The sequence below is a fragment of the Streptomyces sp. NPDC015346 genome (assembly GCF_043078785.1).
In the GTDB taxonomy this organism is placed as follows: Bacteria; Actinomycetota; Actinomycetes; order Streptomycetales; family Streptomycetaceae; genus Streptomyces.
The window spans coordinates 778,722-804,497 of the sequence record NZ_JBIBTW010000004.1; the positions used below are offsets into that span (position 1 = coordinate 778,722).

Genomic DNA, 25,776 nt, shown 5'->3' on the forward strand with positions numbered 1-25,776 from the left:
CGCCCATCCTAGTAATGCGTAACCCTTACGCAGTAACGCGTATACCATACGCAGTACCGCCGATGTCTGCCCAAGGCCAAGGCCACGCCCAAGGAGCGCACCCATGCCACCCGCCGTCGAAACCACTGGCCTGCGCAAGGCCTACGGGGACCTCCCCGTCCTCGACTCCCTCGACCTCCGCGTCGAAGAGGGCACCGTCTTCGCCCTCCTCGGCCCCAACGGCGCCGGAAAGACCACCACCGTCCGCGTCCTCGCCACCCTCACCCGCCCCGACGCCGGCCACGCGCGCGTGGCCGGGTACGACGTCGTCGCCGAACGGTCCCGGGTCCGCCGCGCCATCACCCTCACAGGACAGTTCGCCGCCGTCGACGAGATGCAGACCGGTGCCGAGAACCTGCGCATGACCGCCCGGCTCTCCGGCCTCTCCCGCCCGGCCGCCGGCCGGCGCGCCGCCGAACTCCTGGAGCGCTTCGGCCTCGCCGACGCCGGCGGGCGCCTGGTCAAGACGTACTCGGGAGGCATGCGCCGACGCCTCGACCTTGCGGCCGGCCTGGTCCGCGACCCTGGCGAAACGGCCGTCGTCTTCCTCGACGAACCGACCACCGGACTCGACCCGCGCAGCCGCCAGGAGCTCTGGGGAATCGTCCGCGACCTCTCCGACAGCGGTACGACCGTCTTCCTCACCACCCAGTACCTGGAGGAAGCCGACCGGCTCGCCGACCGCGTCGCCGTCATGGACCACGGCCGGATCCTCGCCGAGGGCACGGCCCAGGAGCTCAAGTCCCGCGTCGCCGGCCACCGCCTCGACCTCGTCCTGCGCGACCGCGAGAGCTATCTGCGGCTCGCCGGCCGGGCCGTCCACCACTCCCCCGAGTCCCTCACCCTCGGCATCCCGACCGACGGCAGCGCCCGCGAGGTCCGCGCCCTGCTCGACACCCTCGACCCCGACCGCACCGACGTCGTCCGCTTCACCCTCCACACGGCGACGCTCGACGACGTCTTCCTCACCCTCACCGCCGCGAAGGAGCCCAGCCATGTCTGACACCCGCGCCGCGACCGGCGCCCTCACCGTGACGGGCACGATGGCAGGCCGCGGCATCCGCCTCAGCCGCCGCAACATCGACGCCGTCATCACCTCGATGATGCTGCCGGTCATGCTGATGCTGATCTTCGTCTACTTCTTCGGCGGCGCCATCGACACCGGCACGCGGTACGTGACGTACGTCGTCCCCGGCGTCCTCCTCCTCTGCGCCGGATTCGGCTCGGCGAGCACCGCCGTCTCCGTCAGCGAGGACATGAAGGGCGGGATCATCGACCGCTTCCGCACGCTCGACGTCGGCGGGACACCGATCCTCGCCGGTCACGTCGGCGCCAGCGTGGCCCGTAACCTCCTCGCCACCGCGCTCGTGTTCGGGGTCGCCTTCCTCATCGGCTTCCGCCCCTCGGCCACCGCTTTCGGGTGGCTCGCCGCGCTCGGACTGCTCGTCGCCTTCATCACGGCGATCTCCTGGCTCGCGGCGGCGGTCGGGCTGCTCACCCGAAGCCCCGAGGCGGCCGGCGGGGCGACCTTCTTCATGATGTTCCTGCCCTACCCGAGCAGCGCGTTCGTACCGATCGACACCATGCCCGGCTGGCTGCACGGCTTCGCCCAGCACCAGCCGGTCACCCCGGTGATCGAGTCGCTGCGCGGACTCCTCCTCGACCAGCCCGTCGGCAGCACGCCGTGGATCGCCCTGGCCTGGTGCGCGGGCATCCTCGCGGTGGCGCTGGCCGCCTCGGGCGGCCTCTTCTCCCGGCGTACGAAGTAGGGCTCGGGACTCACTCGGGACTCAGAAGACGTCGGGGCACCAGGGCCGGCGGGAGGTCCGCAGCAGGACGTCCGCGCGGGCCGCTGCGCCCGGGGTGACCTCCTCGATCCGGCCGAGCGCGGCCAGCCGCACCGCCGACTCGTCCCCCAGCGACAGCGTGCCCAACTCGCCGATGTCGAAGGCGAGATCGGCGGGCTCGGTGGTACGGGAGCAGGTGGCGCCCTCCGGAGAGGCGTCGAGCCGGTAGCGACCGCCGGCCAGACCGGCGGCGTCCCGCAGATCCAGGACGAGCGTGCCGGATCCGGCGTACGTACGGCCCTCCAGCACCTTGGCCACGTCCAGGACCCGCACCCAGAGCATGTCCGCCTGCGTGGTGACACGGGCGGCGCGCGGGTCGGGGAGCAGCAGCGGCAGCAGGTCGTCGGGCGCGCGCATGCCGGACTTGACCGAGGTGACCCAGTCGATCGAGCAGAGGAAGAGCCACAGCGCCCGCTCGGCGGCCGGGGTGACCGCGATCAGGTCCTTGACCGTGGCCGTGTTCAGCGGCTGCTTGCCGTCCTCCCACTTGTCGTCGCAGGTGTAGGAGACATAACCCTGGGGCTGGTCGGCCTCGTCGCGGTAGACGGCGTAGAAGGGCTCGGTCCAGGGGCCGCTGTGGTGGGAGCGTCCCGTGAGGACGTCCCAGCGGCGGGCGTCCCGCTCGACCATCCCGGCCAGGACCCCGCCGAGCCGACGGTGCAGCTCGGGGGCGACCTTGCGGATCTCCTCGGCGTCGGCGAAGTCGATCCGGCCGCCGTCCTCGGGGCGACCGGAACGGCGCGGGTCCAGACCGGCGCGGCGGACGTCGACGGTCCACTCCGTGGTCCAGGTCGCGGGGCCGAAGCCGAACCGGCCGTAGATCGGATACTCGGCGGCGATGAGGGTGGCGACGGCGTCGCCCCGCTCCTTCGCGGCGGCGAGGTCGCGGGCCATCATCCGGCTGAGCAGACCGCGCCGGCGGTGGGTCGCGGAGACCGTGACCGCGCTGACGGCGTCGGCGACGAGCGTGCCGCCGCCGACCGCGGTCAACTCCTGGGTGAACGACCGGAAGGTGGCGACGATCCGGCCACCCTCGAAGACGCCGAGCGCCCGGGAGAAGTCGACGTGCGGCCGCCGGTCCGCGACCTCCTCGTCCGTCACGACGGGCGGATTGAGGAACCCGGCGTAGAACGCCCGCAGCCAGTCGGGGTACTCGGACTCGGCGACGGTACGCACCTCAAGGCTCATCCTCCGAGGCTATGCCGGACGTCAGGCCCCCCGCACCCGGCTTTTTCCGGCCATGACCCCAGCCCTCCAGGTCAGCAGGTCCTGCAGGTCACCCGGTCCCGCAGGTCACCCGGTCCCTTCAGGTCAGCAGGTCGTCCACCTGCGCCTCGCCCTCGCGGTAACGGCGGGCGATCTCCGCGCTGCAGTCGTCGGCCGTCCGCTGGAGCTGCTGCCGACGGCGCGAGACCTGCTGTTCGTACCCCGCGAGGCGGCCCATCGCCGTGTGGAGCTCGTCGTCCGTCCGCGCGCCGAGGTCCGACAGCTCGACCTCCGACAGCATCTCCGTCGCGAGCCGCCGGTACTCCTCGCTGCGCGGCGTCGACAGCGTCACGTGCCGCGCCGAGGTCCGCAGCCGCGACGGAGCGTCCGCGAGGATCTCCGAGAGCCGGTCGAGAACCGGCGTCTCCGGATCCGTCCGCCGGGCCAGCTCGGCCCGCAGGATGTCGATCCGGCCCTGCAGCATCCGCCGTACGTAGCTGAGGTCCGCCTCGTCGCCCTGCGCGTCGCGGCGCAGCGCGCGCAACTCCGGGAGCCGCAGGGCCGCGATGTCCGGCTGTGGTCGCTCCGGCAGCGCCGCCTCGCCCGACCGCTGCAGGGGTGGACGTACCGCCGCGCCGACACTGCTCAGCGGTACGGGACCGGACGGCGTCTGCCCGGCGCCAGGTGCACTCATGTGAATCGTCCCCTCGACCGGTGCGGAACCGCACCGCCTCCAGGCATGGTGCCACTCCCACACGTGCGCGTGCAGGTGCTCTGCACCCGTTCGGCCCCAGTTGAGTCGGTCTGTAGGTTGGTCCGTATGCGAGCAGTGGTACAGCGGGTGGACGGCGCGAGCGTCGTCGTCGCGGGAGAGACCGTCGGCGAGATCGTCGGCGAAGGACTGTGTGTGCTGGTGGGAGTCACCCACGAGGACACGCCGGAGAAGGCGGCCCAGCTGGCCAGAAAGCTCTGGTCCGTCCGCATTCTGGAGGGTGAGAAATCCTGTTCGGACATCAATGCGCCCTTGTTGGTGATTTCTCAGTTCACCCTCTACGGGGACGCCCGCAAGGGCCGCCGGCCCACCTGGAACGCCGCCGCGCCCGGCCCGGTCGCCGAACCGCTCGTCGACGAGGTGGTGACCCAGCTGCGGGCGCTGGGCGCGCGCGTGGAAACGGGCCGGTTCGGAGCGGAGATGCGCGTCTCGCTCACGAATCACGGCCCGTTCACGATCCTCGTTGAGGTGTGATCGCGGTGGGGGTCTGAAAGCCCTCCCCGCGCGCGCCGCTACGGCTCGACGATCGTCTCCTGCGCCGCCGCCGTCTCCCCGGCGAGCAGCTCCGCGTCCACCGGCAGGTTCCGCTTCACCATCGCCAGCGCGATCGGCCCGAGCTCGTGGTGGCGGCCGGAGGTGGTGATGAAGCCGAGCTGGCGGCCCTCGGCGCCGTCCGCCGCGAGCCGGATCGGGGTGCCGTGGCCCGGCAGATGGACCTCGCTGCCGTCCAGGTGCAGGAAGACGAGCCGCCGGGGCGGCTTCCCCAGGTTCTGGACGCGGGCGACGGTCTCCTGCCCGCGGTAGCAGCCCTTCTGCAGATGCACCGCGCTGCCGATCCACCCCAGCTCGTGCGGGATGGTCCGGTGGTCGGTCTCGAAACCGACCCGCGGCCGGTGCGCCTCGATCCGCAGCGCCTCGTACGCGAGGACGCCCGCGACAGGGCCGTGGGAGGCCGCGAAGGACTCCAGGTCGGCCCGGGGCAGGAACAGGTCGCGGCCGTGCGGGGTCTCCCGTACCACCACACCCTCGGGCACCTCGGCGATGGAACCGGCCGGCAGGTGGACGAGGGCGATGTCGTCCGTACGGTCGGCGACCTCGACCCGGTAGAAGAACTTCATCGACTCCAGGTACGCGATCAGCTCACCCTGCGTACCGGGCTCGACGTGCGCCCAGACCGTCTCGCCGTCGTCGACGAGATACAGGGCGTGCTCGATGTGCCCGTTCGCGGAGAGGATCAGGGCCTCGGTCGCCTGACCGGCCGGGAGCTCGCTCACGTGCTGGGTGAGCAGCAGGTGCAGCCAGCTCAGCCGGTCGTCACCGGAGACGGTCACGACTCCGCGGTGCGAGAGGTCGACGAAGCCGTTGCCCGCGGCGAGGGAGCGCTGCTCGCGGAAGAGCTCGCCGTAGTGCGCGGCGACGCCTTCGTCACGACCCTCGGCGGGGACGGCGCCGGGCAGGGACAGCAGGGGGCTGTGCGGTGATCGCTGCATGCCGTAAGCCTACGACTCGGCGGCGGCGGCCTTGCGGGAGCAGTCCTCGCACCGGCCGAAGATCGCGAAATGCTTCATGTCCGTCTCGAAACCGAAGGTCTCGCGGAGCTTCCCGGTGAACTCGGCGGCGATGTCGACGTCCGCCTCGATGACGTTCGTACAGTCCCGGCAGACCAGGTGCAGATGGTGGTGCCGGTCGGCGAGGTGGTACGTCGGGGCTCCGTGGCCCAGATGGGCGTGGCTGACCAGGCCGAGCTCCTCCAGGAGCTCCAGGGTCCGGTAGACCGTCGAGATGTTCACGCCGGAGGCGGTCTTGCGGACCTCGACGAGGATGTCGTCGGGGGTCGCGTGCTCGAGCGTGTCCACCGCCTCCAGGACGAGCTGACGCTGAGGCGTCAGCCGGTAGCCGCGCTGCCGCAGGTCGCTTTTCCAGTCGGTGCTCACCACGCCCCCCAGTGTAGGAGGGCGTGGCGGAAAACCGAGGGGCCGAGGGCCCGAAGGCCTCCAGGGGCCTGCTCGACCTACTTGACCTGCTTGACCTACTTGAAGAAGGCGATGCCGTCGTCGGGCAGGTCACCGAGGCCGCGCGCCATCTCCGCGACCTCCTCCGGCGTGACGACCTTCTTCAGGTGCGCCGACATGTACGGCCGCAGCGGGACCTCGGGGGTGGCCTTCTCGCCCACCCACATCAGGTCGCCCTTGACGTAGCCGTACAGCCGCTTGCCACCGCTGTACGGCCCGGAGGCGGCGGTGCGCGCGACGGCGTCGGTCACGAGGTCGATCTGCGGCTTCTTGTCGGCGAGCTCGCCGTACCAGATCTCCACGATGCCCTGGTCGCGGACCATGACGATCTCGACCTTGCGGTCCTTGTCGATCCGCCAGTAGCCGCTCTCGCTCTCCAGCGGACGGATCTGCTTGCCCTCGTCGTCCAGGACCCAGGAGCGCGAGACGTACTCGATGAAGTCACGGCCGTCGTGGGTGAAGGTCACGGACTGGCCGAAGTTGCACTTCTCGGCACCGGGGAAGTCGGAGACGCCCGCGCCTTCCCACGTGCCGAGGAGGAACGCGAGGGGGACGAGGTCCGGATTGAGGTCGGACGGGATCTCGATCATGGCAGCTCTTGGCGATCTGTTGGGGGGTGGTTAACGCTGGCCCTGGTACAGCTTCTTCACGGTCAGACCGGCGAAGGCGAGCACGCCGACGCAGACCAGAATCAGCAGAGCTTCGAAGAAAACGATCACTGGGTGCTCCTCGAATGAGCGTGAAGGCAGAACGGGCCGGTCCCCAGCTTAGTCGGCGGGGGTCCGGCCCTGTCTGTGAGGTGGGTCAACGCGTCGGCTAGCCCAGGAGCTGGTTCTGGAGGGTGACCGTCTGCTGGAACGGGACCAGGAGCGCCTCCCCCTTGCGGGACTGGGTGACCACCGCGACCGTGTCACCGGCCTGGATGTACGCCCAGCGGCTCTGCTCGGCCCCCGCGGGCTTCTCCACGAAGGCGTACAGGGCGGTGTACGGCACGTCGACCGCGCCTGCCAGGCTGCTCTCCATGTCGACGCCGTCCACCCCGTTCAGGAGCGCGCCGTCGACCGAGCCGGCCTTCAGGCCGTCGTCCTTGAAGGCCTCGGCGAAGGCCACCGAGTTGAACCGGAGCAGATGGATACGGGTCGTCGTGCCGTCCGGCGTCGTCCAGCCGCGGGCGGCGACGTGGCGCAGCGCGGAGTCGGCCAGGGCCTCCTTCAGCGCCGGCCGGTCGTCCTGCCGGTACAGCGAGAGGAACCGGTCCAGGGAGACCCAGCCGCCGTTCAGCTTCGGGTCCACGGTGGCGCCGGCCGGGGCGGGCAGGAGCAGTGCGCGCAGGTCGGCGTGGTGGATCTCCCCGTCGTTGCCCCGCGAGAAGGGGCGCGGGGAGCCCTGCGGCAGGGCCGGGAGGCTGAGCTTGGGGTACGCCCAGCGGCCGTCGTGCTCGGTCGCGAGACCGGGCACGTCGGTGCGCTCCATGGACGTGATCCCGGCCGCGGTCCCGACCCCGGCCCCACCGCACACCGCCACGGCGACGGTCCACCGGGCGACGGCCCACAGGACCCGCCGGGAGCGCTTGGGCCCGGGGGCGGAGGTGACGGGGGCCTCTGAGGCCTGAGGGGCTTCAGGGAGCGTCGTCGTGTCCGTCTGCTCACTCATACGTACTCCCCCGGCGACGTGATGTGGTCCAGCTGCTTCTTCACGATCTCCGCCACCACGGCCTCCTCGAACGGCTTGGTGCCCCAGGCGGTGACCGTGACGGAGACACCGGCGTCGTACGCCGAGCAGACCATCCCTGCCAGCTGGTCCTCCTGCTCCTCCTTGTCGAGGTCCGGGTCCTGCGGAACCATGAAGCAGGCGGAGTTCTTGTGCCCGCCGATCTTCGGCCCCTTCGGGAAGTCCAGAAGACCGGACAGCTCCTTCCGGAGCTCGAACATCTCGCGGATCCGCTTCTTGTCCTTCATCTGCGTGAGATGCACCGTCACGACGAGATCCTCGTCGACCGACTGGAAGGAGCGGACGGCGAAGCCCTGGACGCCGAGGCGGTCGACCCGCTTCTCGTAGTCGCGGCGCTTCTTGCCGGAAAGCCCCTTGCCCTCCTCCTTGAGGAGGGCGGCGGCGGCCTTCGCGTCGAGCTCCCCGTCGTTCCCGTACGTCTCGACGTCGGGGCCGAGTTCGAAGCCGTACGGAGCCGGCAGCAGCAGCTTGCTGAGCGGTGCCGAGGCCTTGCCCCGGGTCGCGCCGAGTACCGCCGGGTCCTCGCCGCCGCGCTGCGTCGCCTCCTGCTCCTCCCAGACGACCGTGGGTGCCGAACGGTCCGCGGCGTTGACGGTGACCCCGGTGTACGTCAGGCCACCGCCGACCGCGCCGAGGACGAGCGCAGCGGGCAGGACCACGGTCAGCAGGGTGCGACGGCGCCGCGGCTTCGTCGGCCCGTCCGCCGGGACGGTCGCGGCGAACACGCCGGTCCCGTCGGTCTCGTCGGTCATGTTCTTCCGGTCCTCGCTCACAGGCGCCCCAACTGTCGCTCGGCCACCGAGGAGATGTCCTTCGCGGAGATTTTCTTCGTGTCGTGCATGAAGATCTCCACGGCGATGTCGCCCCGGTAGAGGTAGGCCCGCGCCTGGTAGTGGTCGAGGTAGCCCGGCTTCTGCCGCACGGGGAAGACGTAATAACGGCCGTTGGTGGAGCCCTTGACCGGCTCGCCCTCGCTCCGGGCGTAGTCCTCCTGGGGCATGTAGTCCATCTGGTCCTCGACGTGGTCCTGTGCGCTGAGCAGATCGCTGGAGCGGTACTGGACGAGCCGGATCTCCGTCGTCCGGTACGCGCCGGTCTTCCACGAGGTGGTCGCCACGCGCCGGAACCCATTGCCCAGCTGGTAACTCAGCGCCCTGTCGGGGTGGTCGTATTCGTCGGCGTACGCCGCCAGCGACATCCAGCCGTCGGCGTCCGCGAACTCCGCCTTCTTCGCCCCGGCCGGCTTGGGAAGCAGCAGTTTGCGCAGGTCCCCGTCCGTCTTGACCTTGCGGTCCTCGGCGGCGCTCAGCGGCTTCGGCTCCTGTCCCTTGGGCAGCGGGCTCGGGTACGGCAGATCGACCTGGTTGAGGGCCGGCAGCGGCGTCGGCGCGCGTTCGGCCTGGATGCCGTAGCCCACCGCCGTACCGCCCACGACGCCGAACACGGCGGCGACGGCGATCAGCCCGACCGTACGGCCGATCCGCCGTCGCGGCTTCGGCGCCGACGGTGATATCGGATATTGGATACTTTCTTCACTGCTCAAAAGTCCCCCCACGAGACCTGGAGGCGAGGATTCCGTCATCCACGCACCCCACTGACCCGTGAGTGATGCATGAGGTTGCGGAACTCCGCATTACAGTTCGGTATATGGCGAAGAAGCTCGTGATCAAGGTGACCGCCGGGGCCGACGCCCCCGAACGCTGCTCCCAGGCCTTCACCGTGGCCGCCGTCGCCGTGGCCAGCGGGGTCGAGGTCTCGCTCTGGCTGACCGGCGAGTCCTCCTGGTTCGCGCTCCCGGGGCGCGCCGCCGAGTTCGAACTGCCGCACGCGGCCCCGCTGCCGGACCTGATCGACTCGATCCTGGCGGCCGGCCGCATCACGCTCTGCACGCAGTGCGCGGCGCGCCGGGAGATCACGGAGCAGGACGTCCTGAAGGGCGTACGCATCGCGGGCGCCCAGGTCTTCGTCCAGGAGGCCATGTCCGAGGGCACCCAGGCCCTGGTCTACTGACCCGACACACCTGGCCGACGCGGCCCCGGCGGCTCAACGCTCCGGGCGCTTCTTGCCGTCGAGCTCGTCCCACCACTCGTCGGACGTCGGATCGCCCGAGGGGTCGTCCCACCACCGGTCGTCGGGCCCCCGCCGGTTCGCGATCATCGCGGCGACCGGCGGGATGAGCATGGCGACGACACACATCCCGATCGCCACCGGCATCGAGAACAACCGCACGACGGCCCAGGCGCCCACGAAGAGAACCAAACAGACGCCCATCATCCAGAAATACACATGCCGCCGCCGCGCGTACATACCTCAAGCGTATGCCCGCACCCCTGACCCTGGAATGGCGTCCAACCGTCCCTCACACGCCGAGTGTCAGGGGATCCTGAACCCAGGCCCCCACACCGGCGGGCCGCTCCGAACGGTCCTGAGCGGCCTGGACCAGGGTCACCTTCCGTCGGCGGGGCGCATCACGTACGCCGTCCTCCGGAGGGTCGCCGGTCCTCGGTGCGCGGCCGAAGCGGGGCCTGCTGCACTGCACGGGCGGGCGATGGGTCTCCGTACCAGCCGGGTCGCGCGCGACACGCGCAAGCCCAGCCTCTTCCGTCTGCCTGCGGGATACGGACTTCTCTGCCCTGCGCCGCGCGCCCAGCCCCTGACCGCGCCGCCCGATCACGACGGCCGAGGCCTCATGACGGGACGTCTTCACACGTGTCGTACTCGTACTCCGCAGCCAGTGCTGCGCACCCCACCGACTGGTGTACGCCGGGTCCACCACGATCACTACGAGCCCTGCCCGGTGCGCCATCACGACGAGCCGGGACATGAACCCCGCCACTGGCATCCCCGCCACGACCGCACGGAATCTCCTGCCCAGCAACCCTGCCCACCCGCACTGCTCCCGCCCGGTGTCGAAGGCCAGGCCCTCGACCACGAGCGCCGTCGCACCATGCCCCTGGGCATGACGGATCAGAGCACTGCATGCCTGCCGTACCTGGGCGTCACGACGGGACGTCGAGCCGCTGTAGTCGACATCCACCCGGCCTGGGCGACCGACCGGGTTCCCATGGACGTCCAGCCGCCACACCGCCAGGTGATCGGCGTTGTGGTCGACGCCCAGCACCCCGCCGGCCAGAGCCGCGCTGATCACCGCGGAGTCATCCGCGCCTCGGTGGAGGAGGGCACGCGTAGGAGTGAACGACGCCACCAGGTAGCACCGCCCGGCATCGAAACGAACCGTGTACCCCACCGCACGGTTCGCCGAGACCTGTGACCTCCACTCGACAGCCCGGTACGCGAATCTGCACCGGGCGTCCAGCGTGTAGCGGCCGAAACGATCGCAGTGCTCCTGGTGGCGCTCCCTGATCACCGGTGGAAGCTTGATCACCACGACTCCGTCGGGGCTGACGCCCAGCGACTGGTTGCCGTACGTCTTCCCGGCCTCGCCATCGGCCTCGATACGGGTCCGCGCCTCCCACCAACGCGCCCGCCACTCGTCGAGCGTGCGCTGCGACTGGTCCAGGTGCAGCCGATTACGGAGAAGACCTTTGCCGCCGCGCACCACGTGGACTCGTCCTGCGGCGATGTCCGCGGACACCTGAGCCGCACGTGCCCGAAGCCCCTGAAGGCGCCTCTGCTTGGCCGCACGCACCACCTGCGACGGGTACCCCTTGACCCGGGAGACCGCGTCACGCTCCCCGACCAGCACAACCAGCCGGGCCTCGATCGCCGCGATCTCGGCGCGAAGACTCCTCAAGTGATCCGCCTGCGCACGCCGGGCCAGCTGCCACTGGTCGTTCGACCGGCGTGTGATCGTGCCGGCCCAACGGGAGGAACTGAGCGCTGTCAGCTCACGCTTGCGGCGGGCGAAGTCGGCCGTCGTGTGCCGAGTCCCGAGCGCCACGCGCTCGGCCAGGTCGCGCGCCGCGAGCCGGGACAAGTACTCCGCCAGCTCGCGCAGGATCAGCTCGTCACGGTCCGAGAGGCGCAACCGTGTCCGCACGGTGATCGCCCCCGTCGGCTCGACCAACCGAGGAGGGGCCAGCACCCTCAGCCCCGACGCCGAACGTTCGACCACACCCCACCTCCGATCACCAGCCCGTCGAACAGGCCAACGAGCCGGGCGAGCGAAGGTCACACAGTCGGCCGAATCTTCATATGGAGGGAGAGAGACCGAAGGGCCGCACCTCGGCTTCTGGCTTGTGGGCGTCCAACCCCCCAGAAAGGTGCGGCCCTTCGGCCGTTCAGTGGTGCGGTGCGGGCCGCGGGGTCACACCGCGATGGCGACCTCCGCCAGGCCGCCCTTCTGGGCGACGACCTTGCGGTCGGCGGTGCCGCCGGGGACCAGGGCGCGGACGGTCCAGGTGCCCTCGGCCGCGTAGAAGCGGAACTGGCCGGTGGCGGAGGTGGGGACCTCCGCGGTGAACTCGCCGGTCGAGTCCAGGAGGCGGACGTAACCGGTGACGGGCTCGCCGTCCTTGGTCACGAAGCCCTGGATGGTGGTCTCACCGGGCTTGATCGTCGAGGCGTCGGGGCCGCCGGGCTGCGCTCCACACATGATGTTCTGTCCTTAACGTCGAGGGGTCCGGAGGAGGGGAGGTCCGGGGCCGGTCTTACTTGTTGGCGCCGAGCTCGATCGGCACGCCGACGAGGGAGCCGTACTCGGTCCACGAGCCGTCGTAGTTCTTGACGTTCTCGACGCCGAGCAGCTCGTGCAGCACGAACCAGGTCAGCGCGGAGCGCTCACCGATGCGGCAGTAGGCGATGGTGTCCTTCGCCAGGTCGACCTGCTCGGCCTCGTAGAGGGCCTTGAGCTCGTCGTCCGACTTGAAGGTGCCGTCGTCGTTGGCGTTCTTCGACCACGGGATGTTGCGGGCGCTCGGCACGTGGCCGGGGCGCTGCGACTGCTCCTGCGGGAGGTGGGCCGGGGCGAGCAGCTTGCCGGAGAACTCGTCGGGCGAGCGGACGTCGACCAGGTTCTCGGTGTTGATCGCCTTGACGACGTCGTCGCGGAACGCGCGGATCGCGGTGTTCTGCGGCTGCGCCTTGTAGGACGTGGCGGGGCGGTTCGGGACCTCGGAGCCGTCGACCAGGTCGCGGGAGTCGAGCTCCCACTTCTTGCGGCCGCCGTCGAGGAGCTTGACGTCCTGGTGGCCGTAGAGCTTGAAGTACCAGTAGGCGTAGGAGGCGAACCAGTTGTTGTTGCCGCCGTAGAGGACCACGGTGGTGTCGTTCGCGATGCCCTTGGCCGAGAGGAGCTTCTCGAAGCCCTCCTGGTCGATGAAGTCGCGGCGGACCGGGTCCTGCAGGTCCTGGGTCCAGTCGATCCGGATCGCGTTGCGGATGTGGTTCTTCTCGTAGGCCGAGGTGTCCTCGTCGACCTCGACGATGGCGACCTTCGGGTCGTCGATGTGGGCCTCGACCCAGTCGGCGTCTACCAGGACGTCGCTGCGGCTCATGCTGTTCTCCTCCGGGGCAGTGTTCGGCGGTGTGGCGCAAGGTGGTGCGAGAGGTGCGGGTACGCGTCATCGCGTGCGTACGGCTACACGGGGTGGCCCCGACCGCGTCGGTCGAAGGGCCTGGGAATGCGGGCCTCGAGGGTTCCGCTCAGACGGAGCGACAGAGCATGGCGGCGACGCGGCACAGGTCTACTGCCCGCCGCTTCGTGAGATCCGCCTGTCGCTTCATGCCCACGATCGTAGGGACGGACAGGCGGCCGTGTCACCGGTGTGTCGTATTTTGAGACGCGATCGTCCGAGATGTGGGACGCGATCACTCGGAAGGGTGGCTCCGGCCGCCTCCGCACCCGCCCGCCGCGGTGCCGCATCTACGGACCGGACGGCGGCGTCTCACCATGTGGCGAGGGGCTGATTCTCAGCCGGACAGGACGACGTCCTCGCCGGTCACCGCGATGGCGACGCCGTCCTCGCGGGCCTCGACCTTCTCCAGCTTCATGCCCGCCGGCAGGCCGCCGATCCGCCGGTCGAAGTCGGTGCGCTGCCGGACCAGCCGCTCCACCCCGGGGATGCCCTCGCCGGGCACCTCGTCGGCCCGTACCCGGATCGTGTGCCCGTCGACGAGGGTCACCGTCGACAGGACGCTGCGGGTGACCGTGCGCCCCAGGATCCGGATGCCGCCGGTGACCTTCACCTTGCCGTCGCCGCCGTAGGCGATCCGCACGTCGCGCTCGGCGGCCGCGGTGAGGTCCGCGTACGAGATGAGCGCGGTGCCGTCGGCCGTGGCCGCCCGGGCGCCGGTGTTGTCGCCGTTCACGGTCACGTCGTGGAGGGTGGCGGACATCTCGCTGATCCGGATCTTCCGCTTGCCGGCGGTGGCCTCGACACCGGTCAGCACCACGTCGACCTCGTCGAACCGCTTGTCCATGAACTGGGTCAGGAAAGGGAAGCCCTTGATGTCGACGTCCGTCGAGCCGGCCCGGGCGGGGCCGAGCCGGACGCGGTCGGCGGCCTCCGACTCCGCGTAGCCGACCGCGAGACGGTCGGCTCCCACGAAGATTCCGCCGAGCACGACAGCCACGATCAGCAGTATGCGCAGTGCTCGCATGGCCCGCACGCCCCCCATAAGTCTCCGGCCCCCCGACACCAAGATCGACGTGTCGGAGGGCCGGTTGGTTCCCGTCGGGTCCCGCGGCGCGGTCAGCCGAGCGCGCGGCCCAGGAGGTAGACGGCGGGCGCGGCGGCGGCCAGCGGCAGCGCGACGCCGGCCGTCATGTGCACGAACGTCGACGGATAGTCGTAGCTCGCGACCCGCAGTCCGACCAGCGCGCACACACCGGCCGCGAGGCCGAGCAGCGCTCCGGAGGCGCCCAGGCCGGTGACTCCGCCGGCCGCGATCCCCGCGCCCGCGGCGGCCAGCAGCGCGACGACGAGGGAGGCCGGGCCCGGCAGCGGGAGCGCGCGGGCCAGGACGGTGGCGGCGACCGCGAGCCCGCCGACGACCACGGCGTCCGGGTCGGCGCCGAGGTGCCCGGCGGCCACGATCGCCAGGGCCGCGGAGGCGACGGTGGCCATCAGGCCGTACATGCGCTCGTCCGGGTCGGCGTGGCTGCGGAGCTGGAGGACGAGGGTGAGCAGCACCCAGACGCCGAGGGTGCCGATGATCGCGGCGGGCGCGTTCGCGCGGCCGGCGGCGAGCAGGGCGATGTCGGCGGTGACTCCGCCGGCGAAGGCGAGGGCGATGCCCTGGCGGGCGGGCCACATGCCGTTGAGCCGGAACCAGCCGGCCGCGGTGACGGCCTGGAGCAGGACGAGCGGCACGAGGAGCGCGTACGAGCCGAGGGCGGCGCCGCCGGCGAGCAGGACGCCGAGGGCCGCGGTGAGCGCGGCCGGCCGCAGCCCGGGTTCGATCACGGGCGAGCGGCCCTCGGCGCGGGCGCGCTGGGCGGCGGTCAGGGGGGTGCCGCCGGAGGTGGTGGGCGCGGAGTAGGCGGGGGCGGGTTCCACCGTCGGCGCCGGCTCGTACGCCGGTTCGTACGCCGACTGGTGCGCCGGCTCGTACGTCACGTAGTCCGGGGCCGGGGTCGGCGCCTGCGGCGGGTAGGAGGCGGGCTGGGCGGCCTGCTGGACCACCGGCTGGTACTGGGTGTCCCAGGTCTGGCCCTCCCACGTCTGCGTGACGTGGGGGTCCTGGTCCTGGTACCCGTACGGCTGCTGCCCGGCGTACGGGTCGTACGAGTCATGCGGGCCGTACGGGTCGTACGGCTGCTCACCGTACGGGTGCTGCTGATCGCTGCTCATGCTGTGCGGTTCACCCTCCTGCGAACGGCGGGAGCACCTCGACCGTGCCGCCCTCGGCAAGCCGTACGGTCTCATGCGCGCGCGTCCCGACGGGGTCACCGTCGACGAGGAACGAACACCGCTGGAGTACGCGGACGAGCTCGCCCGGGTGCCTCTCGCGGGCCGCCTCGAGCGCCTGCGCCAGATTCTCCGCGCTGTACGGCTCCTCGGCGACTCCGGCGGCGGCCTTGGCCGCGGCCCAGTAGCGGATGGTTCCCGCTGCCATAGCGGCGCTCCCTTCGTTCGTGTGCGCGCCGCTCCCCATGATGGGCTATCGGCGCGTGAGCCAGTCCCCCAGACGGCGCAGCAGTGCGTCGTCGGCCGCGTTCTCGGCGTGGCCCATGCCGCGCTCCAGCCAGAATTCGGCCTGCGGGGCCGCGTCCGCCAGCGTGCGCGGATGATCGACCGGGAAGTACGGGTCGCGGTCGCCGTGCACGATCAGCAGCGGCGTCGGGGCGATCAGCGGGGCCGCCTCCACGGGCGAGAGGGGGACGGGGTCCCAGCCGCGGTGGTCGATCCGGGTGCGCAGGCCGTAGCGGCCGACGAGGCGGCCCATCGGGCGGGTGATCACCCAGTGGACGCGTCGCATCGACGGCGTACCCCGGTAGTACCAGCGCGCGGGGGCACTCACGGCGGCCACGGCGTCGGTATGCGCTCCCGTGGTGCGCCCCTCGCTTCCCTTCGGGAAGAGGGCGGCGTGGCGCAGGGCCACGGAGCCGCCCATGGAGAAGCCGACCGTCACCACGCGCGCGTGGCCCTGTTCGCGGGCCCAGCGCACCGCGGCCGCGAGGTCGAGGACCTCCCGGTCCCCCACGGTGGAGCGGCCCTCGGACCTGCCGTGGCCCCGGAAGGAGAAGGTGACGACGGCGGCGCGCTCGGCGAGGACGCCGGCCGCTCGCCGGACCGAGGGCCGGCCGGCCGAGCCGGTGAAGCCGTGTGCGACGACAATCGCCGTATCGGTGACACTTGCCCTACACGGCTCGTAAACCGCCTCGATACGGACACCGTCATCGGTGAGCAAAGTGGCGCGCCGGAGGCCGGACGTGATCGGGGAGACATCCACCATGTGAAATCGCCCCTCTGCCTCGGAACTCATGTGGGCTATTCTGCTTGCCAGAGGATCCGGGCAACGCAGCCCCCGGGTCCTTTTGTGTTTTCCGACCGTTGTTACGGCCGGATGAACGAAAGCTCTCAGGGCGCGAGAGCCGAGTGTGATGTGTGACCAGCAGTGAGTAAGTGCCGCAGACGTCCTCGCAGGGACCGAGGAGGAACCGACGTCATGGACGAGCGAACGAAGCACCACGGACAGACGACCCAGGCAGGTGGGGCGCGATGAGCTCACTGCTGCTCCTGACCAACGCCCTCCAGCCGTCGACCGAGGTGCTTCCGGCACTCGGCCTGCTGCTGCACAACGTGCGGGTGGCTCCCGCCGAGGGCCCGGCCCTCGTCGACACCCCGGGCGCCGACGTCATACTGATCGACGGCCGCCGCGACCTGCCGCAGGTGCGCAGCCTGTGCCAGCTGCTCCGCTCCACCGGCCCCGGCTGCCCGCTGCTCCTCGTCGTCACGGAGGGCGGTCTCGCGGCCGTCACCGCCGACTGGGGCATCGACGACGTGCTGCTCGACACGGCAGGCCCGGCGGAGGTCGAGGCCCGGCTGCGCCTTGCCATGGGACGTCAGCAGATCGTCTCCGACGACTCCCCGATGGAGATCCGCAACGGTGACCTGTCGGTGGACGAGGCGACGTACAGCGCCAAGCTCAAGGGCCGGGTCCTGGACCTGACCTTCAAGGAGTTCGAGCTCCTGAAATACCTCGCCCAGCACCCGGGCCGGGTCTTCACCCGGGCCCAGCTCCTCCAGGAGGTCTGGGGGTACGACTACTTCGGCGGCACCCGTACGGTGGACGTCCACGTGCGGCGGCTGCGGGCGAAGCTCGGCCCCGAGCACGAGTCGCTGATCGGCACCGTCCGCAACGTCGGCTACCGCTTCGTCACCCCGGAGAAGGTGGAGCGGGCGGCCGAGGAGGCGCGGGCGAAGGAGGAGGCGCGCGCCAAGGAACAGGCCCGCGTCAAGGACAGCGCCCGGGATGTCACTCCTACGGGCGACAGGGCGGACGTGGTGGACGCCACAGTGCGACCTGCCGGTAGGTAGGTCACCCCGCGTAGACTGCCGCGCGTGGCCAAGGTGACGCGGGATGACGTAGCGCGACTGGCGGGTACTTCGACCGCGGTCGTGAGTTACGTCATCAACAACGGACCCCGGCCGGTCGCCCCGGCCACGCGCGAGCGTGTCCTCGCCGCCATCAAGGAGCTGGGCTACCGGCCCGACCGGGTGGCACAGGCGATGGCGTCCCGCCGTACGGACCTCATAGGCATGATCGTGCCGGACGCGCGCCAGCCGTTCTTCGCGGAGATGGCGCACGCGGTCGAACAGGCCGCGGCCGAGCGCGGGAAGATGGTCCTCGTCGGCAATTCGGACTACCGCGACGAGCGGGAGGTCCACTACCTCCGTGCGTTCCTCGGCATGCGGGTCTCCGGTCTGATCCTGGTCAGCCAGGGCATGAGCGAGCGGGCCGCGACCGAGATCGAGGCCTGGGACGCCCGGGTGGTGCTGCTGCACGAGCGGCCCGAGGCGCTGGACGACGTCGCCGTCGTCACGGACGACATCGGCGGCGCCCAGCTCGCCACCCGGCATCTTCTGGACCACGGCCACCCCTATGTGGCCTGTCTCGGCGGCGTCCCGAACACCCCGGCGGTCGGCGACCCGGTCGCGGACCACGAGGAGGGCTGGCGGCGCGCGATGCTGGACGCCGGGCTCTCGATCGAGGGCCGGCTGTTCCAGGCCCCGTACAACCGCTACGACGCCTATCAGATCGCCCTGAAGATCCTCTCCGGCCCGGAGAGGCCGCCGGCGATCTTCTGCTCCACCGACGACCAGGCCTTCGGTGTGCTGCGCGCGGCGCGCGAGCTGCGCATCGACGTGCCGGGCGAGCTGGCGGTGGCGGGCTTCGACGACGTGAAGGAGGCGGCTCTCACGGACCCGCCGCTCACGACGGTCTCCTCGGACCGTCCGGCGATGGCGCGGGCGGCGGTGGATCTGGTGCTCGACGACTCGCTGAGGGTGGCGGGGTCGAAGCGCGAGCGGGTGAAGCAGTTCCCCTCGGCTCTGATCGTCCGCCGCTCCTGCGGCTGCGGGTAGGACGGGAGCCCCTTATTCAGGGCATACGGGGTTCTGTCGGGCTTCTCAGGAGGTCTTCAGACACCTCTCATGTACGGCTCCGAGAGTCGTACCCATGACGGACCACCAGCAGCAGTCGCAGCAGCAGCCGTACTACCCGCCGCAGCCTCCGCAGCCGCCGTACGCCCCCGGCCCGGCTCCGGTCCCCGCTCCCGTGCCGCACCGCCGGGCCCGGCGCGGAGTCGGGCTCCTCGCGGCCGTGGCGATCGCCGCGGCGGCGGTCGGCGGCGGCACGGCGACGCTCGTCCAGCAGCTCACCGCGGACGGCGCGCCCACCGCGACCGGCGTGAACGGCACGACCGTCTCCGCGAGCAGCAAGGGCACGGTGGCCGGGGTCGCCGAGGCCGTCTCCCCCTCCATCGTGGAGATCTCCGCGGCCTCGGCCTCCGGGAAGTCCACCGGCTCCGGTGTGATCATCACCGGTGACGGCGAGATCGTCACCAACAACCACGTCATCTCCGGCGCCTCCTCGATCACGGTGCGGCTCTCGAACGGCAAGACGTACGACGCCGAGGTCGTCGGCACGGCCCCCGACAAGGACCTGGCGCTGATCAAGCTCAGCGGCGCGTCCGGCCTCAAGGCGGCCACGCTCGGCGACTCCGACCGGGTCAGGGTCGGCGACGAGGTCGTCGCGATCGGCTCCCCCGAGGGGCTGACCGGCACGGTCACCAGCGGCATCGTCTCCGCCCTCGACCGCGATGTGACCGTGGCCAAGGACGACGGCCAGGACCAGCGGCGCCAGCAGCAGCAGTACGACCCGCGACAGGGCTGGCCCTTCGAGTTCGGCGGGCAGCAGTTCAACGGGGACACCGGCTCGTCGAAGACGACGTACAAGGCGATCCAGACCGACGCCTCGCTGAACCCCGGGAATTCCGGCGGCGCGCTGATCAATATGAACGGCGAGATCATCGGGATCAATTCGGCCATGTACGCGCCGAGCGCGTCGAGCGGTTCCGCGGCCGGCAGCGTCGGCCTCGGATTCGCCATCCCGGTCAACACCCTCAAGGCCGACCTCGACGAGCTCCGGTCCGGTGACGGCAACTGAGCACGTGCGAGGCTGACCCCATGACTGGCACGAGCGGCCCGGTGAACGAAGGCGACCGCATCCTCATCGTCGACGACGAGCCCGCCGTACGGGAGGCGCTGCGGCGCAGCCTCGCCTTCGAGGGGTACGGCACCGAGGAGGCCGTCGACGGTGTCGACGCCCTCGCCCGGATGGAGTCGTACGCCCCCGACCTCGTCGTCCTCGACATCCAGATGCCCCGCATGGACGGACTCACGGCCGCCCGCCGCATCCGGGCGGCCGGCTCCACCGTGCCGATCCTCATGCTGACGGCGCGGGACACGGTCGGCGACCGGGTGACGGGGCTCGACGCGGGCGCCGACGACTACCTGGTGAAGCCCTTCGAGCTGGACGAGCTCTTCGCCCGCATCCGGGCACTGCTGCGCCGCAGCTCGTACGCGGCCACGGTCGAGGCGCCGGCCGAGGGGGACGTGCTCTCCTTCGCCGATCTGCGGATGGACCTGGCGACCCGCGAGGTCACGCGCGCCGGCCGGCCGGTGGAGCTGACCCGGACGGAGTTCACGCTCCTGGAGATGTTCCTGGCGCACCCACGCCAGGTGCTGACGCGCGAGCAGATCCTGAAGGCCGTGTGGGGCTTCGACTTCGAGCCGAGCTCGAACTCGCTGGACGTGTACGTGATGTATCTGCGGCGCAAGACGGAGGCGGGCGGCGAGCCGCGCCTGGTGCACACGGTGCGGGGCGTGGGATACGTCCTGCGCGGCGGAGGCCCGGAGTGAGCGGCGGAGGCCCGGAGTGAGCGGTCCGGTGACGTGGTTCCGCTCGCGTCCGCTGCGCTCCAGGCTGGCGCTGCTCACGGCGGTCGCGGTGGCGCTCGCGGTGGCGGCGGTGTCGGCGGCGTGCTGGTTCGTGACGCGGGCGCAACTGGAGGCGGAGCTGGACTCGTCGCTGCGCAGCAGCAGGCTGGACGCCGGCGCGGTCGGGAACCTGGCCCTCACCTGCGCGCGGAGCGGCGAGTCGACGGTGCCTTCGGCGGGCTCGTACACCGTGCAGATCGTGCTGAGCAACGGCAAGGTCTGTACGTACGGTTCCTCGCCGATCCCCGTGGAGGCGGACGATCTGGCGGTGGCGCGCGGGCAGCTGCCGTACGCCCTGCACACGACGAAGGCCGGGAACGGCAGCGCGATGCGGGTCTACACCTATCCGCAGCCCGCCTTCCAGGATGTGGTCGGCGTCTCCGTCGCCCGCCCGCTGTCCGAGATCGACAATTCGATGTCCACGCTGGGCTGGGTGCTGCTGCTGGTCTCCGGGATCGGTGTGGTCGGGGCCGGGGCGGCCGGTCTGTGGGTGGCGCGGGCGGGTCTGAAGCCGGTGGACCGGCTGACCGGGGCGGTGGAGCATGTGGCGCGGACCGAGGACCTGACGGTCCGGATCCCGGTCGAGGGTGAGGACGAGGTCGCCCGGCTCTCGCGCTCCTTCAACGCGATGACGGCGGCTCTCGCCACCTCCCGGGATCTCCAGGCGCAGCTGATCGCGGACGCCGGGCACGAGCTGCGGACGCCGCTGACCTCCCTCCGTACCAACGTCGAGCTGCTCGTACGGAGCGAGGAGACGGGCCGGGCGTTGCCGCCCGAGGACCGGCGGGCGCTGCTGGCCTCTGTGAAGGCGCAGATGACGGAGCTGGCCGCGCTCATCGGCGACCTGCAGGAGCTGGCCCGGCCGGACGCGGCGCAGCCCGGGCCGCTGGAGGTGGTCCCGCTGCACGGCATCCTGCGTTCGGCGCTGGACCGGGCGCGGCTGCGCGGACCGGAGCTGACCTTCCGTACCGACCTGGCTCCCTGGTACGTACGGGCGGAGCCGGCCGGTCTGGAGCGCGCGCTGGTGAACGTGCTGGACAACGCGGTGAAGTTCTCGCCGCCACGGGGCACGGTCGAGGTGACCCTGATGCGGGGCGAGCTGACGGTCCGCGACCACGGCCCCGGCATCGCGCCGGAGGAGCTGCCCCATGTCTTCGACCGCTTCTGGCGCTCGCCGTCGGCGCGCAGCCTGCCCGGTTCGGGCCTCGGTCTGTCGATCGTGGCGCGCACGGTCCAGCAGGCGGGCGGCAAGGTGACCCTGACGGCGGCGGAGGGCGGCGGCACGGCGGCGGTGATCCGCCTGCCGGGGGCGCCGACCCCGCCACCGTCAGGGCCGGGGCCCGGGACGGGGTCAGGGGCGGGGCCCAGTACGTCAGTTGTGGCGGACGAGGGACTCGACGAGGCCTGAGCGGGTGTTCGGGAAGTCCATCGGGACGATGCCGAGCCCCTTCCAGCCGCTCGCCGTGGAGTCCAGGAAGCCGTGGACGCGCGGGTTGAGGTTGTCGGAGTTCCAGCGCGGCGGCAGGGAGGCCGATGTGCTGACGAAGTTGATGTACAGCTTGCCGGGCTGCTCGACGGCCGTGCGGAAGTGGGCTTCGATCTTGGGGTACTTGGCGTTGGGCAGGGCGTTCCAGTCGTCCTGGAGCGCGATGGCCCCGCCGTCCCACCACTTGAGGCCGGGCAGTCCGCCGTTGTCGGCGATGAGAACGACCTTGCCGCGGGCCTCACCCAGGGTGGGGAGCGCGTCCCCGATACGGAAGAGGGAACGCCAGCCGCGGTTGTCGAGGTAGTCGGTGAAGATCGCGCCGAAGGTCGCGTCGGAGTCCGACGAGTACTCCTGCTTGACCCGCATGAGGACGGTCTCGGAGGGGTGGGCGGCCAGGAAGTCGCGGCAGGCGATGAGGACGTCGCCGAACATCATGCGCTGGTACGAGGCGCCGTGGTGGATGGCGAAGGAGCCGCCGGTGACCCGGCAGCGTATGTCGAGGAACCGGATCCCGGAGGCGAGCTGCTGCGCGATGGTGGTGTTCTGGCACTCGGACCAGAGGCCGCCGAAGCGGGCGCCGGAGTCGTGGGTGCCGGGGATGGTGAGCTTCTGGAGCGGGGTGGGGTCGCCGTGGGCGGCCATCCAGTCCTGGAGCCCGAGGGCGGCCCGGGTGCGTGCCCGGGCGGGCGGGGCTCCGATGAGGACGGTGGCGGTGGTCGCCGCGGCTCCCGCGAGAAAGCTTCGTCGGTCCATGGCGCGGATTATGACGCGTACGCGTCAAGAAGCCCAGGGGGGCGTCACGGAAGAGGGGCGCCGGACCGTGGTCCGGCGCCCCTCTTCACCGTTCCTGCTCGACTCCTACCCGACGACCGTGATCCGGTCCGCCGCCGGCGGGGCCAGCGGGGACGCGGCCGAGGAGTGGGCCCCCAGGTACGCGTTGAAGAGGTCCAGGTCCGAGGCGCCGACCAGCTTGTTCGTGCCCTTGGCCAGCGCCGGGAAGCCGTCGCCGCCGCCCGCGAGGAACTCGTTCATCGCGACCCGGTAGGTCTTCGCCGGGTCGATCGGCTCACCGTTCAGCTTGACCGTGCCGTCCACGACCCGGTCGGCACCCGTCTTCGTCATGTCGAGGGTGTAGGTGAGGCCCTTCGAGACCTGAAGGATCTTCACCGAGGCCGCGTTCGAGCCGCTGACCTGCTGCTTCAGCGCGGCCAGCAGGTTCTCGCCGGACAGGTCGACGACGTGCATCATGTTCGTGAACGGCTGGACGGTGAACGCCTCGCCGTACGTCACCACGCCGTTGCCCTCCTTGGCCGCGGACTCGGCCCACACCAGGTCCGAGCGGATGCCGCCCGGGTTCATCAGGGCCAGCTGCGCGCCGCCCTTGTCCGCCGGGGCCAGTCCCTCCAGCTGCGCGTCCGCGATCAGGTCGCCGAGCGGCTTCTCGTACGCCGTCGAGCCGCGGCCGTTGATGTCGGCGGAGATGAAGCCCTGCGGGCGGTTGGCGATCGGGGCGGCCAGGGTGTTCCAGTCGCGGATCAGGTCCGTCATGTCCTGGGCCTTGGGCACGTCACGCGTCACGACGTGGTTGGCCGAGTCGACCGAGGCGCGCACGATGTCCTTGGTGCGGCGGTCGTATGTCAGCGTCGTGTCGGTGTAGAGCTTGCCGAACGACGACGCCGAGGTGACCAGGCGCGGCTTGCCGGCCGGGTCCGGCACGGTGCACACGTACGCCTGGTGGGTGTGGCCGGTGACCAGCGCGTCGACCTGCGGGTTCACCTTCTTGGCGATCTCGGTGATCGGGCCGGAGATGCCGTCGCCCGGGCCGGGGCTGTCGCAGTCGTAGTTGTACGAGGAGGAGGCCGGGGCGCCGCCCTCGTGGACCAGGGCGACGATGGACTTGACGCCCTTGCGCTCCAGGATCTTCGTGTACTTGTCGATCGTCTCGACCTCGTCGCCGAACTTCAGGCCCTTGACGCCCTCGGCCGTGACGATGCCCGGAGTGCCCTCCAGGGTCACGCCGATGAAGCCGATCCTGACGCCGTCCTTCTCCCAGACGAAGTACGGGTCGAGCATCGGCTTGCCCGTCTTCTCGTCCGTCACGTTGGCCGCGAGGTACGGGAAGTCGGCGCCCTCGAAGGTCTTGCCCTCGACGAAACAGCCGGCGGTCGGGTGGCAGCCGCCGTTCTGCATGCGGGCCAGCTCCTTGGCCCCCTCGTCGAACTCGTGGTTGCCGACCGAGCTGACGTCGAGCTTCAGCTTGTTCAGCGCGTCGATGGTCGGCTCGTCGTGGAACAGGCCGGAGAGGAGGGGCGAGCCGCCGATCATGTCGCCGGCGGCGGCCGTGACGGAGTAATGGTTCCCCTGGCGCGCCTGGCGCAGGTGGGTGGCCAGGTACTCGACGCCGCCCGCGTCGATCTTCTCGACCCTGCCGTCCTCGTGCGTGTGGCTGACCTGGCCGGAGGAGCCGGCCGGCGGCTCCAGGTTGCCATGCAGGTCGTTGAAGGAGAGCAGCTGGACGTCCACGGTCCGGCCCCAGCCGTAACCCTGGCCCTGGCCCTTGTCTTGGCCCTTGTCCTGGGCCGCGCCGGCCGGCAGCGCCGCGACGAGTGCGCCGACGGTCGCAAGTCCCGCGCCGACGGCGAGTATCCGCCGCCCCGCCCTGTTCTTCTTCGGTGTCGCTGACATCGCTCCCCTTGTCCCCTCGCCCCTTTTGTGGCGGTGATCGACTCCTGGTCTCTGCCAGCGCAGCCTAGAGTCAACGCGCGTAGCGCAACAGGGGGTGGCGGGTTACGAGCTGGTTGCCTTTGCCGGTCCTCTTCCGCCGTAGGCTCGGAGACATGACTTCTGACGCGGCACCGGCCCTCGAACCCGGCCGGCAGATCCACACCCTCGACGAGCTCTCCCCCGACCAGGTCCAGGACGTCCTGGACCTGCTGGAGGCGGCCGACCGCGCCGACGGCATGCACGCCGTGTCCGAGCAGGGCCGGCTGTATCTGCGTCACGGCAGGCGCGAGGGCGTACGGCACTTCCTGCTCACCGTCGGCCCGCACCTCTACGGGTACGCCCAGCTGGAGGACACCGACCCGGTGGAGGCCCCGGCGGCCGAGCTGGTCGTCCACCCCTCGCACCGCGGTCGCGGGCACGGGCGGGCGCTCGGCACCGCGCTGCTCGCGGCCTCCGGCAAGCGGCTGCGGGTGTGGGCGCACGGCGGCAAGTCGGCGGCGCGGCACCTGGCCCAGGTGCTCGGTCTGACGCTCTTCCGGGAACTGCGCCAGATGCGCCGTTCGTTGGTGCCGCTCGACATCCCCGAGCCGGTCCTGCCGGAAGGCGTCACCGTCCGCACCTTCGTGCCGGGGCAGGACGACGCGGCCTGGCTGGCCGCCAACGCGGCCGCCTTCGCGCACCACCCCGAGCAGGGTTCGCTCACCCAGCGCGATCTCGACGACCGCATGGAGGAGCCCTGGTTCGACCCCAAGGGCTTCTTCCTCGCGGAGCGGGAGGGGCGGCTGATCGGGTACCACTGGACCAAGACGCACGCCGAGGAGCAGCTCGGCGAGGTCTACGTGGTCGGCATCCTGCCGGAGGCGCAGGGCGGCGGTCTGGGCAAGGCGCTCACGGCGATCGGGCTGCGGCATCTGGCGGCGCAGGGGCTGCCGACGGCGATGCTGTACGTGGACGCGGACAACACGGCGGCGGTGACGGTGTACGAGCGGCTCGGCTTCGTCACCCACGAGGTGGACCTGATGTACCGCACGGAGTCGTGAGCCCGGCGGCC

At 71.1% G+C, this 25,776-nt stretch carries 29 protein-coding genes; 10 read left to right on the forward strand and 19 right to left on the reverse strand.

Annotated elements, in window-relative coordinates:
- The first annotated feature begins 103 nt into the window (after positions 1 to 103).
- Both ACF06X_RS18760 and ACF06X_RS18765 read left to right on the forward strand, forming a co-directional pair.
- Entirely contained in the window at positions 104 to 1,042 is a 939-nt protein-coding gene (locus tag ACF06X_RS18760; protein ID WP_392288353.1) for an ATP-binding cassette domain-containing protein, read from the forward strand.
- Entirely contained in the window at positions 1,035 to 1,808 is a 774-nt protein-coding gene (locus ACF06X_RS18765; protein WP_392288354.1) for an ABC transporter permease, read from the forward strand. Before ACF06X_RS18760 ends, ACF06X_RS18765 begins: the two co-directional genes overlap by 8 nt.
- A 21-nt stretch (positions 1,809 to 1,829) precedes the next feature.
- Here the strand turns inward: ACF06X_RS18765 and ACF06X_RS18770 are convergent, their stop codons facing one another.
- Both ACF06X_RS18770 and ACF06X_RS18775 read right to left on the reverse strand, forming a co-directional pair.
- Positions 1,830 to 3,074: a GNAT family N-acetyltransferase gene (locus ACF06X_RS18770; RefSeq protein WP_392288355.1), complete on the reverse strand. Its 1,245-nt coding sequence runs from the start codon at positions 3,072 to 3,074 to the stop codon at positions 1,830 to 1,832.
- Positions 3,075 to 3,192: 118 nt separating this feature from the next.
- Positions 3,193 to 3,786 (reverse strand): ABC transporter substrate-binding protein, encoded by a 594-nt coding sequence (locus tag ACF06X_RS18775; protein WP_392288356.1) that lies wholly within the window; start codon positions 3,784 to 3,786, stop codon positions 3,193 to 3,195.
- A 126-nt stretch (positions 3,787 to 3,912) separates the two neighbouring features.
- Between ACF06X_RS18775 and dtd the strand changes: the two genes are divergently transcribed.
- Positions 3,913 to 4,338, forward strand: coding sequence for a D-aminoacyl-tRNA deacylase (gene dtd / locus ACF06X_RS18780; RefSeq protein WP_392288357.1), 426 nt, complete (start codon positions 3,913 to 3,915; stop codon positions 4,336 to 4,338).
- A 38-nt stretch (positions 4,339 to 4,376) separates the two neighbouring features.
- On the opposite strand, the gene ACF06X_RS18785 is transcribed toward dtd, so the two are convergent.
- The 6 genes from ACF06X_RS18785 to ACF06X_RS18810 all read right to left on the reverse strand — a co-directional run bounded on the left by ACF06X_RS18785 (position 4,377) and on the right by ACF06X_RS18810 (position 9,150).
- Entirely contained in the window at positions 4,377 to 5,354 is a 978-nt protein-coding gene (locus ACF06X_RS18785) for a YgfZ/GcvT domain-containing protein (RefSeq protein ID WP_392288358.1), read from the reverse strand.
- A gap of 9 nt (positions 5,355 to 5,363) precedes the next feature.
- Positions 5,364 to 5,801 carry a Fur family transcriptional regulator gene (locus ACF06X_RS18790; protein WP_392288359.1) on the reverse strand — a complete coding sequence of 146 codons (438 nt, stop codon included), beginning with the start codon at positions 5,799 to 5,801 and terminating at the stop codon, positions 5,364 to 5,366.
- Positions 5,802 to 5,893: 92 nt separating this feature from the next.
- The gene (locus ACF06X_RS18795) at positions 5,894 to 6,466 is read right to left on the reverse strand and encodes an FABP family protein (protein ID WP_392288360.1); all 573 of its coding nucleotides are present in this window, start codon (positions 6,464 to 6,466) and stop codon (positions 5,894 to 5,896) included.
- Positions 6,467 to 6,692: 226 nt separating this feature from the next.
- Positions 6,693 to 7,529: a hypothetical protein gene (locus ACF06X_RS18800; RefSeq protein WP_392288361.1), complete on the reverse strand. Its 837-nt coding sequence runs from the start codon at positions 7,527 to 7,529 to the stop codon at positions 6,693 to 6,695.
- Positions 7,526 to 8,359, reverse strand: coding sequence for a hypothetical protein (locus tag ACF06X_RS18805; RefSeq protein ID WP_392288362.1), 834 nt, complete (start codon positions 8,357 to 8,359; stop codon positions 7,526 to 7,528). The genes ACF06X_RS18800 and ACF06X_RS18805 overlap by 4 nt, the downstream gene beginning before the upstream one ends.
- Before the next feature lie 17 nt (positions 8,360 to 8,376).
- Positions 8,377 to 9,150, reverse strand: a complete 774-nt coding sequence (locus ACF06X_RS18810; RefSeq protein ID WP_392288363.1) for a hypothetical protein — start codon at positions 9,148 to 9,150, stop codon at positions 8,377 to 8,379.
- A gap of 104 nt (positions 9,151 to 9,254) precedes the next feature.
- Here ACF06X_RS18810 and ACF06X_RS18815 point away from each other — a divergent pair, with 104 nt between their 5' ends.
- A complete protein-coding gene (locus ACF06X_RS18815; RefSeq protein WP_392288364.1) occupies positions 9,255 to 9,617 on the forward strand; it encodes a DsrE family protein in 363 nt (120 codons plus the stop codon).
- Between the two features lie 33 nt (positions 9,618 to 9,650).
- Here the strand turns inward: ACF06X_RS18815 and ACF06X_RS18820 are convergent, their stop codons facing one another.
- The 9 genes from ACF06X_RS18820 to ACF06X_RS18860 all read right to left on the reverse strand — a co-directional run bounded on the left by ACF06X_RS18820 (position 9,651) and on the right by ACF06X_RS18860 (position 16,496).
- On the reverse strand, positions 9,651 to 9,914 hold the full coding sequence (locus ACF06X_RS18820) for a DUF3099 domain-containing protein (RefSeq protein WP_162467833.1): 264 nt from the start codon (positions 9,912 to 9,914) through the stop codon (positions 9,651 to 9,653).
- Positions 9,915 to 9,966: 52 nt separating this feature from the next.
- The gene (locus ACF06X_RS18825) at positions 9,967 to 11,742 is read right to left on the reverse strand and encodes an IS200/IS605 family accessory protein TnpB-related protein (RefSeq protein ID WP_392288365.1); all 1,776 of its coding nucleotides are present in this window, start codon (positions 11,740 to 11,742) and stop codon (positions 9,967 to 9,969) included.
- A 132-nt stretch (positions 11,743 to 11,874) separates the two neighbouring features.
- Positions 11,875 to 12,162, reverse strand: a complete 288-nt coding sequence (locus ACF06X_RS18830; RefSeq protein WP_030220952.1) for a DUF1416 domain-containing protein — start codon at positions 12,160 to 12,162, stop codon at positions 11,875 to 11,877.
- A 55-nt stretch (positions 12,163 to 12,217) separates the two neighbouring features.
- Positions 12,218 to 13,063 carry a sulfurtransferase gene (locus ACF06X_RS18835; protein WP_392288366.1) on the reverse strand — a complete coding sequence of 282 codons (846 nt, stop codon included), beginning with the start codon at positions 13,061 to 13,063 and terminating at the stop codon, positions 12,218 to 12,220.
- 148 nt (positions 13,064 to 13,211) lie between these two features.
- The gene (locus ACF06X_RS18840; RefSeq protein WP_350497993.1) at positions 13,212 to 13,292 is read right to left on the reverse strand and encodes a putative leader peptide; all 81 of its coding nucleotides are present in this window, start codon (positions 13,290 to 13,292) and stop codon (positions 13,212 to 13,214) included.
- A 186-nt stretch (positions 13,293 to 13,478) separates the two neighbouring features.
- Entirely contained in the window at positions 13,479 to 14,168 is a 690-nt protein-coding gene (locus tag ACF06X_RS18845; RefSeq protein ID WP_392288367.1) for a DUF2993 domain-containing protein, read from the reverse strand.
- 92 nt (positions 14,169 to 14,260) lie between these two features.
- Positions 14,261 to 15,361 carry a hypothetical protein gene (locus ACF06X_RS18850; protein ID WP_392288368.1) on the reverse strand — a complete coding sequence of 367 codons (1,101 nt, stop codon included), beginning with the start codon at positions 15,359 to 15,361 and terminating at the stop codon, positions 14,261 to 14,263.
- A 10-nt stretch (positions 15,362 to 15,371) separates the two neighbouring features.
- On the reverse strand, positions 15,372 to 15,626 hold the full coding sequence (locus tag ACF06X_RS18855; protein ID WP_392288369.1) for a MoaD/ThiS family protein: 255 nt from the start codon (positions 15,624 to 15,626) through the stop codon (positions 15,372 to 15,374).
- Between the two features lie 45 nt (positions 15,627 to 15,671).
- Complete coding sequence (locus ACF06X_RS18860; protein ID WP_392288370.1) at positions 15,672 to 16,496, reverse strand: alpha/beta hydrolase; 825 nt, start codon at positions 16,494 to 16,496, stop codon at positions 15,672 to 15,674.
- 236 nt (positions 16,497 to 16,732) lie between these two features.
- On the opposite strand from ACF06X_RS18860, the gene ACF06X_RS18865 reads away from it, so the two are divergent.
- The 5 genes from ACF06X_RS18865 (at position 16,733) to ACF06X_RS18885 (ending at position 21,923) form a co-directional block, all read left to right on the forward strand.
- Positions 16,733 to 17,551, forward strand: a complete 819-nt coding sequence (locus ACF06X_RS18865) for a winged-helix domain-containing protein (RefSeq protein WP_392288371.1) — start codon at positions 16,733 to 16,735, stop codon at positions 17,549 to 17,551.
- A gap of 24 nt (positions 17,552 to 17,575) precedes the next feature.
- Positions 17,576 to 18,598 (forward strand): LacI family DNA-binding transcriptional regulator, encoded by a 1,023-nt coding sequence (locus ACF06X_RS18870; protein WP_392288372.1) that lies wholly within the window; start codon positions 17,576 to 17,578, stop codon positions 18,596 to 18,598.
- Positions 18,599 to 18,692: 94 nt separating this feature from the next.
- Complete coding sequence (locus ACF06X_RS18875; protein WP_392288373.1) at positions 18,693 to 19,682, forward strand: S1C family serine protease; 990 nt, start codon at positions 18,693 to 18,695, stop codon at positions 19,680 to 19,682.
- A gap of 20 nt (positions 19,683 to 19,702) precedes the next feature.
- Positions 19,703 to 20,437 (forward strand): response regulator transcription factor, encoded by a 735-nt coding sequence (locus tag ACF06X_RS18880; protein ID WP_392288374.1) that lies wholly within the window; start codon positions 19,703 to 19,705, stop codon positions 20,435 to 20,437.
- A 16-nt stretch (positions 20,438 to 20,453) separates the two neighbouring features.
- Positions 20,454 to 21,923, forward strand: a complete 1,470-nt coding sequence (locus ACF06X_RS18885; RefSeq protein ID WP_392288375.1) for a sensor histidine kinase — start codon at positions 20,454 to 20,456, stop codon at positions 21,921 to 21,923.
- On the opposite strand, the gene ACF06X_RS18890 is transcribed toward ACF06X_RS18885, so the two are convergent.
- Together ACF06X_RS18890 and ACF06X_RS18895 are read right to left on the reverse strand one after the other, a co-directional pair.
- Complete coding sequence (locus ACF06X_RS18890; RefSeq protein WP_392288376.1) at positions 21,888 to 22,754, reverse strand: phosphatidylinositol-specific phospholipase C; 867 nt, start codon at positions 22,752 to 22,754, stop codon at positions 21,888 to 21,890. The two genes, ACF06X_RS18885 and ACF06X_RS18890, sit on opposite strands and share 36 nt — an antisense overlap.
- Positions 22,755 to 22,859: 105 nt before the next feature.
- Positions 22,860 to 24,686, reverse strand: a complete 1,827-nt coding sequence (locus ACF06X_RS18895; protein WP_392288377.1) for a bifunctional metallophosphatase/5'-nucleotidase — start codon at positions 24,684 to 24,686, stop codon at positions 22,860 to 22,862.
- 152 nt (positions 24,687 to 24,838) lie between these two features.
- On the opposite strand from ACF06X_RS18895, the gene mshD reads away from it, so the two are divergent.
- On the forward strand, positions 24,839 to 25,765 hold the full coding sequence (gene mshD / locus ACF06X_RS18900) for a mycothiol synthase (RefSeq protein WP_392288378.1): 927 nt from the start codon (positions 24,839 to 24,841) through the stop codon (positions 25,763 to 25,765).
- Positions 25,766 to 25,776: the final 11 nt, after the last annotated feature.

Bases quoted from the DNA above. Each gene is read 5' to 3' on its own strand.
- ACF06X_RS18860 (WP_392288370.1), bottom strand. From the start codon at position 16,496: ATGAGTTCCGAGGCAGAGGGGCGATTTCACATGGTGGATGTCTCCCCG.
- mshD (WP_392288378.1), top strand. From the start codon at position 24,839: ATGACTTCTGACGCGGCACCGGCCCTCGAACCCGGCCGGCAGATCCAC.
- ACF06X_RS18815 (WP_392288364.1), top strand. From the start codon at position 9,255: ATGGCGAAGAAGCTCGTGATCAAGGTGACCGCCGGGGCCGACGCCCCC.
- ACF06X_RS18895 (WP_392288377.1), bottom strand. From the start codon at position 24,686: ATGTCAGCGACACCGAAGAAGAACAGGGCGGGGCGGCGGATACTCGCC.
- ACF06X_RS18890 (WP_392288376.1), bottom strand. From the start codon at position 22,754: ATGGACCGACGAAGCTTTCTCGCGGGAGCCGCGGCGACCACCGCCACC.
- ACF06X_RS18805 (WP_392288362.1), bottom strand. From the start codon at position 8,359: ATGACCGACGAGACCGACGGGACCGGCGTGTTCGCCGCGACCGTCCCG.
- ACF06X_RS18855 (WP_392288369.1), bottom strand. From the start codon at position 15,626: ATGGCAGCGGGAACCATCCGCTACTGGGCCGCGGCCAAGGCCGCCGCC.
- ACF06X_RS18785 (WP_392288358.1), bottom strand. From the start codon at position 5,354: ATGCAGCGATCACCGCACAGCCCCCTGCTGTCCCTGCCCGGCGCCGTC.
- ACF06X_RS18830 (WP_030220952.1), bottom strand. From the start codon at position 12,162: ATGTGTGGAGCGCAGCCCGGCGGCCCCGACGCCTCGACGATCAAGCCC.
- ACF06X_RS18775 (WP_392288356.1), bottom strand. From the start codon at position 3,786: ATGAGTGCACCTGGCGCCGGGCAGACGCCGTCCGGTCCCGTACCGCTG.
- ACF06X_RS18845 (WP_392288367.1), bottom strand. From the start codon at position 14,168: ATGCGAGCACTGCGCATACTGCTGATCGTGGCTGTCGTGCTCGGCGGA.
- ACF06X_RS18880 (WP_392288374.1), top strand. From the start codon at position 19,703: ATGACTGGCACGAGCGGCCCGGTGAACGAAGGCGACCGCATCCTCATC.
- ACF06X_RS18840 (WP_350497993.1), bottom strand. From the start codon at position 13,292: ATGAAGCGACAGGCGGATCTCACGAAGCGGCGGGCAGTAGACCTGTGC.
- ACF06X_RS18760 (WP_392288353.1), top strand. From the start codon at position 104: ATGCCACCCGCCGTCGAAACCACTGGCCTGCGCAAGGCCTACGGGGAC.
- dtd (WP_392288357.1), top strand. From the start codon at position 3,913: ATGCGAGCAGTGGTACAGCGGGTGGACGGCGCGAGCGTCGTCGTCGCG.
- ACF06X_RS18865 (WP_392288371.1), top strand. From the start codon at position 16,733: ATGAGCTCACTGCTGCTCCTGACCAACGCCCTCCAGCCGTCGACCGAG.
- ACF06X_RS18800 (WP_392288361.1), bottom strand. From the start codon at position 7,529: ATGAGTGAGCAGACGGACACGACGACGCTCCCTGAAGCCCCTCAGGCC.
- ACF06X_RS18835 (WP_392288366.1), bottom strand. From the start codon at position 13,063: ATGAGCCGCAGCGACGTCCTGGTAGACGCCGACTGGGTCGAGGCCCAC.
- ACF06X_RS18770 (WP_392288355.1), bottom strand. From the start codon at position 3,074: ATGAGCCTTGAGGTGCGTACCGTCGCCGAGTCCGAGTACCCCGACTGG.
- ACF06X_RS18765 (WP_392288354.1), top strand. From the start codon at position 1,035: ATGTCTGACACCCGCGCCGCGACCGGCGCCCTCACCGTGACGGGCACG.
- ACF06X_RS18875 (WP_392288373.1), top strand. From the start codon at position 18,693: ATGACGGACCACCAGCAGCAGTCGCAGCAGCAGCCGTACTACCCGCCG.
- ACF06X_RS18820 (WP_162467833.1), bottom strand. From the start codon at position 9,914: ATGTACGCGCGGCGGCGGCATGTGTATTTCTGGATGATGGGCGTCTGT.
- ACF06X_RS18850 (WP_392288368.1), bottom strand. From the start codon at position 15,361: ATGAGCAGCGATCAGCAGCACCCGTACGGTGAGCAGCCGTACGACCCG.
- ACF06X_RS18795 (WP_392288360.1), bottom strand. From the start codon at position 6,466: ATGATCGAGATCCCGTCCGACCTCAATCCGGACCTCGTCCCCCTCGCG.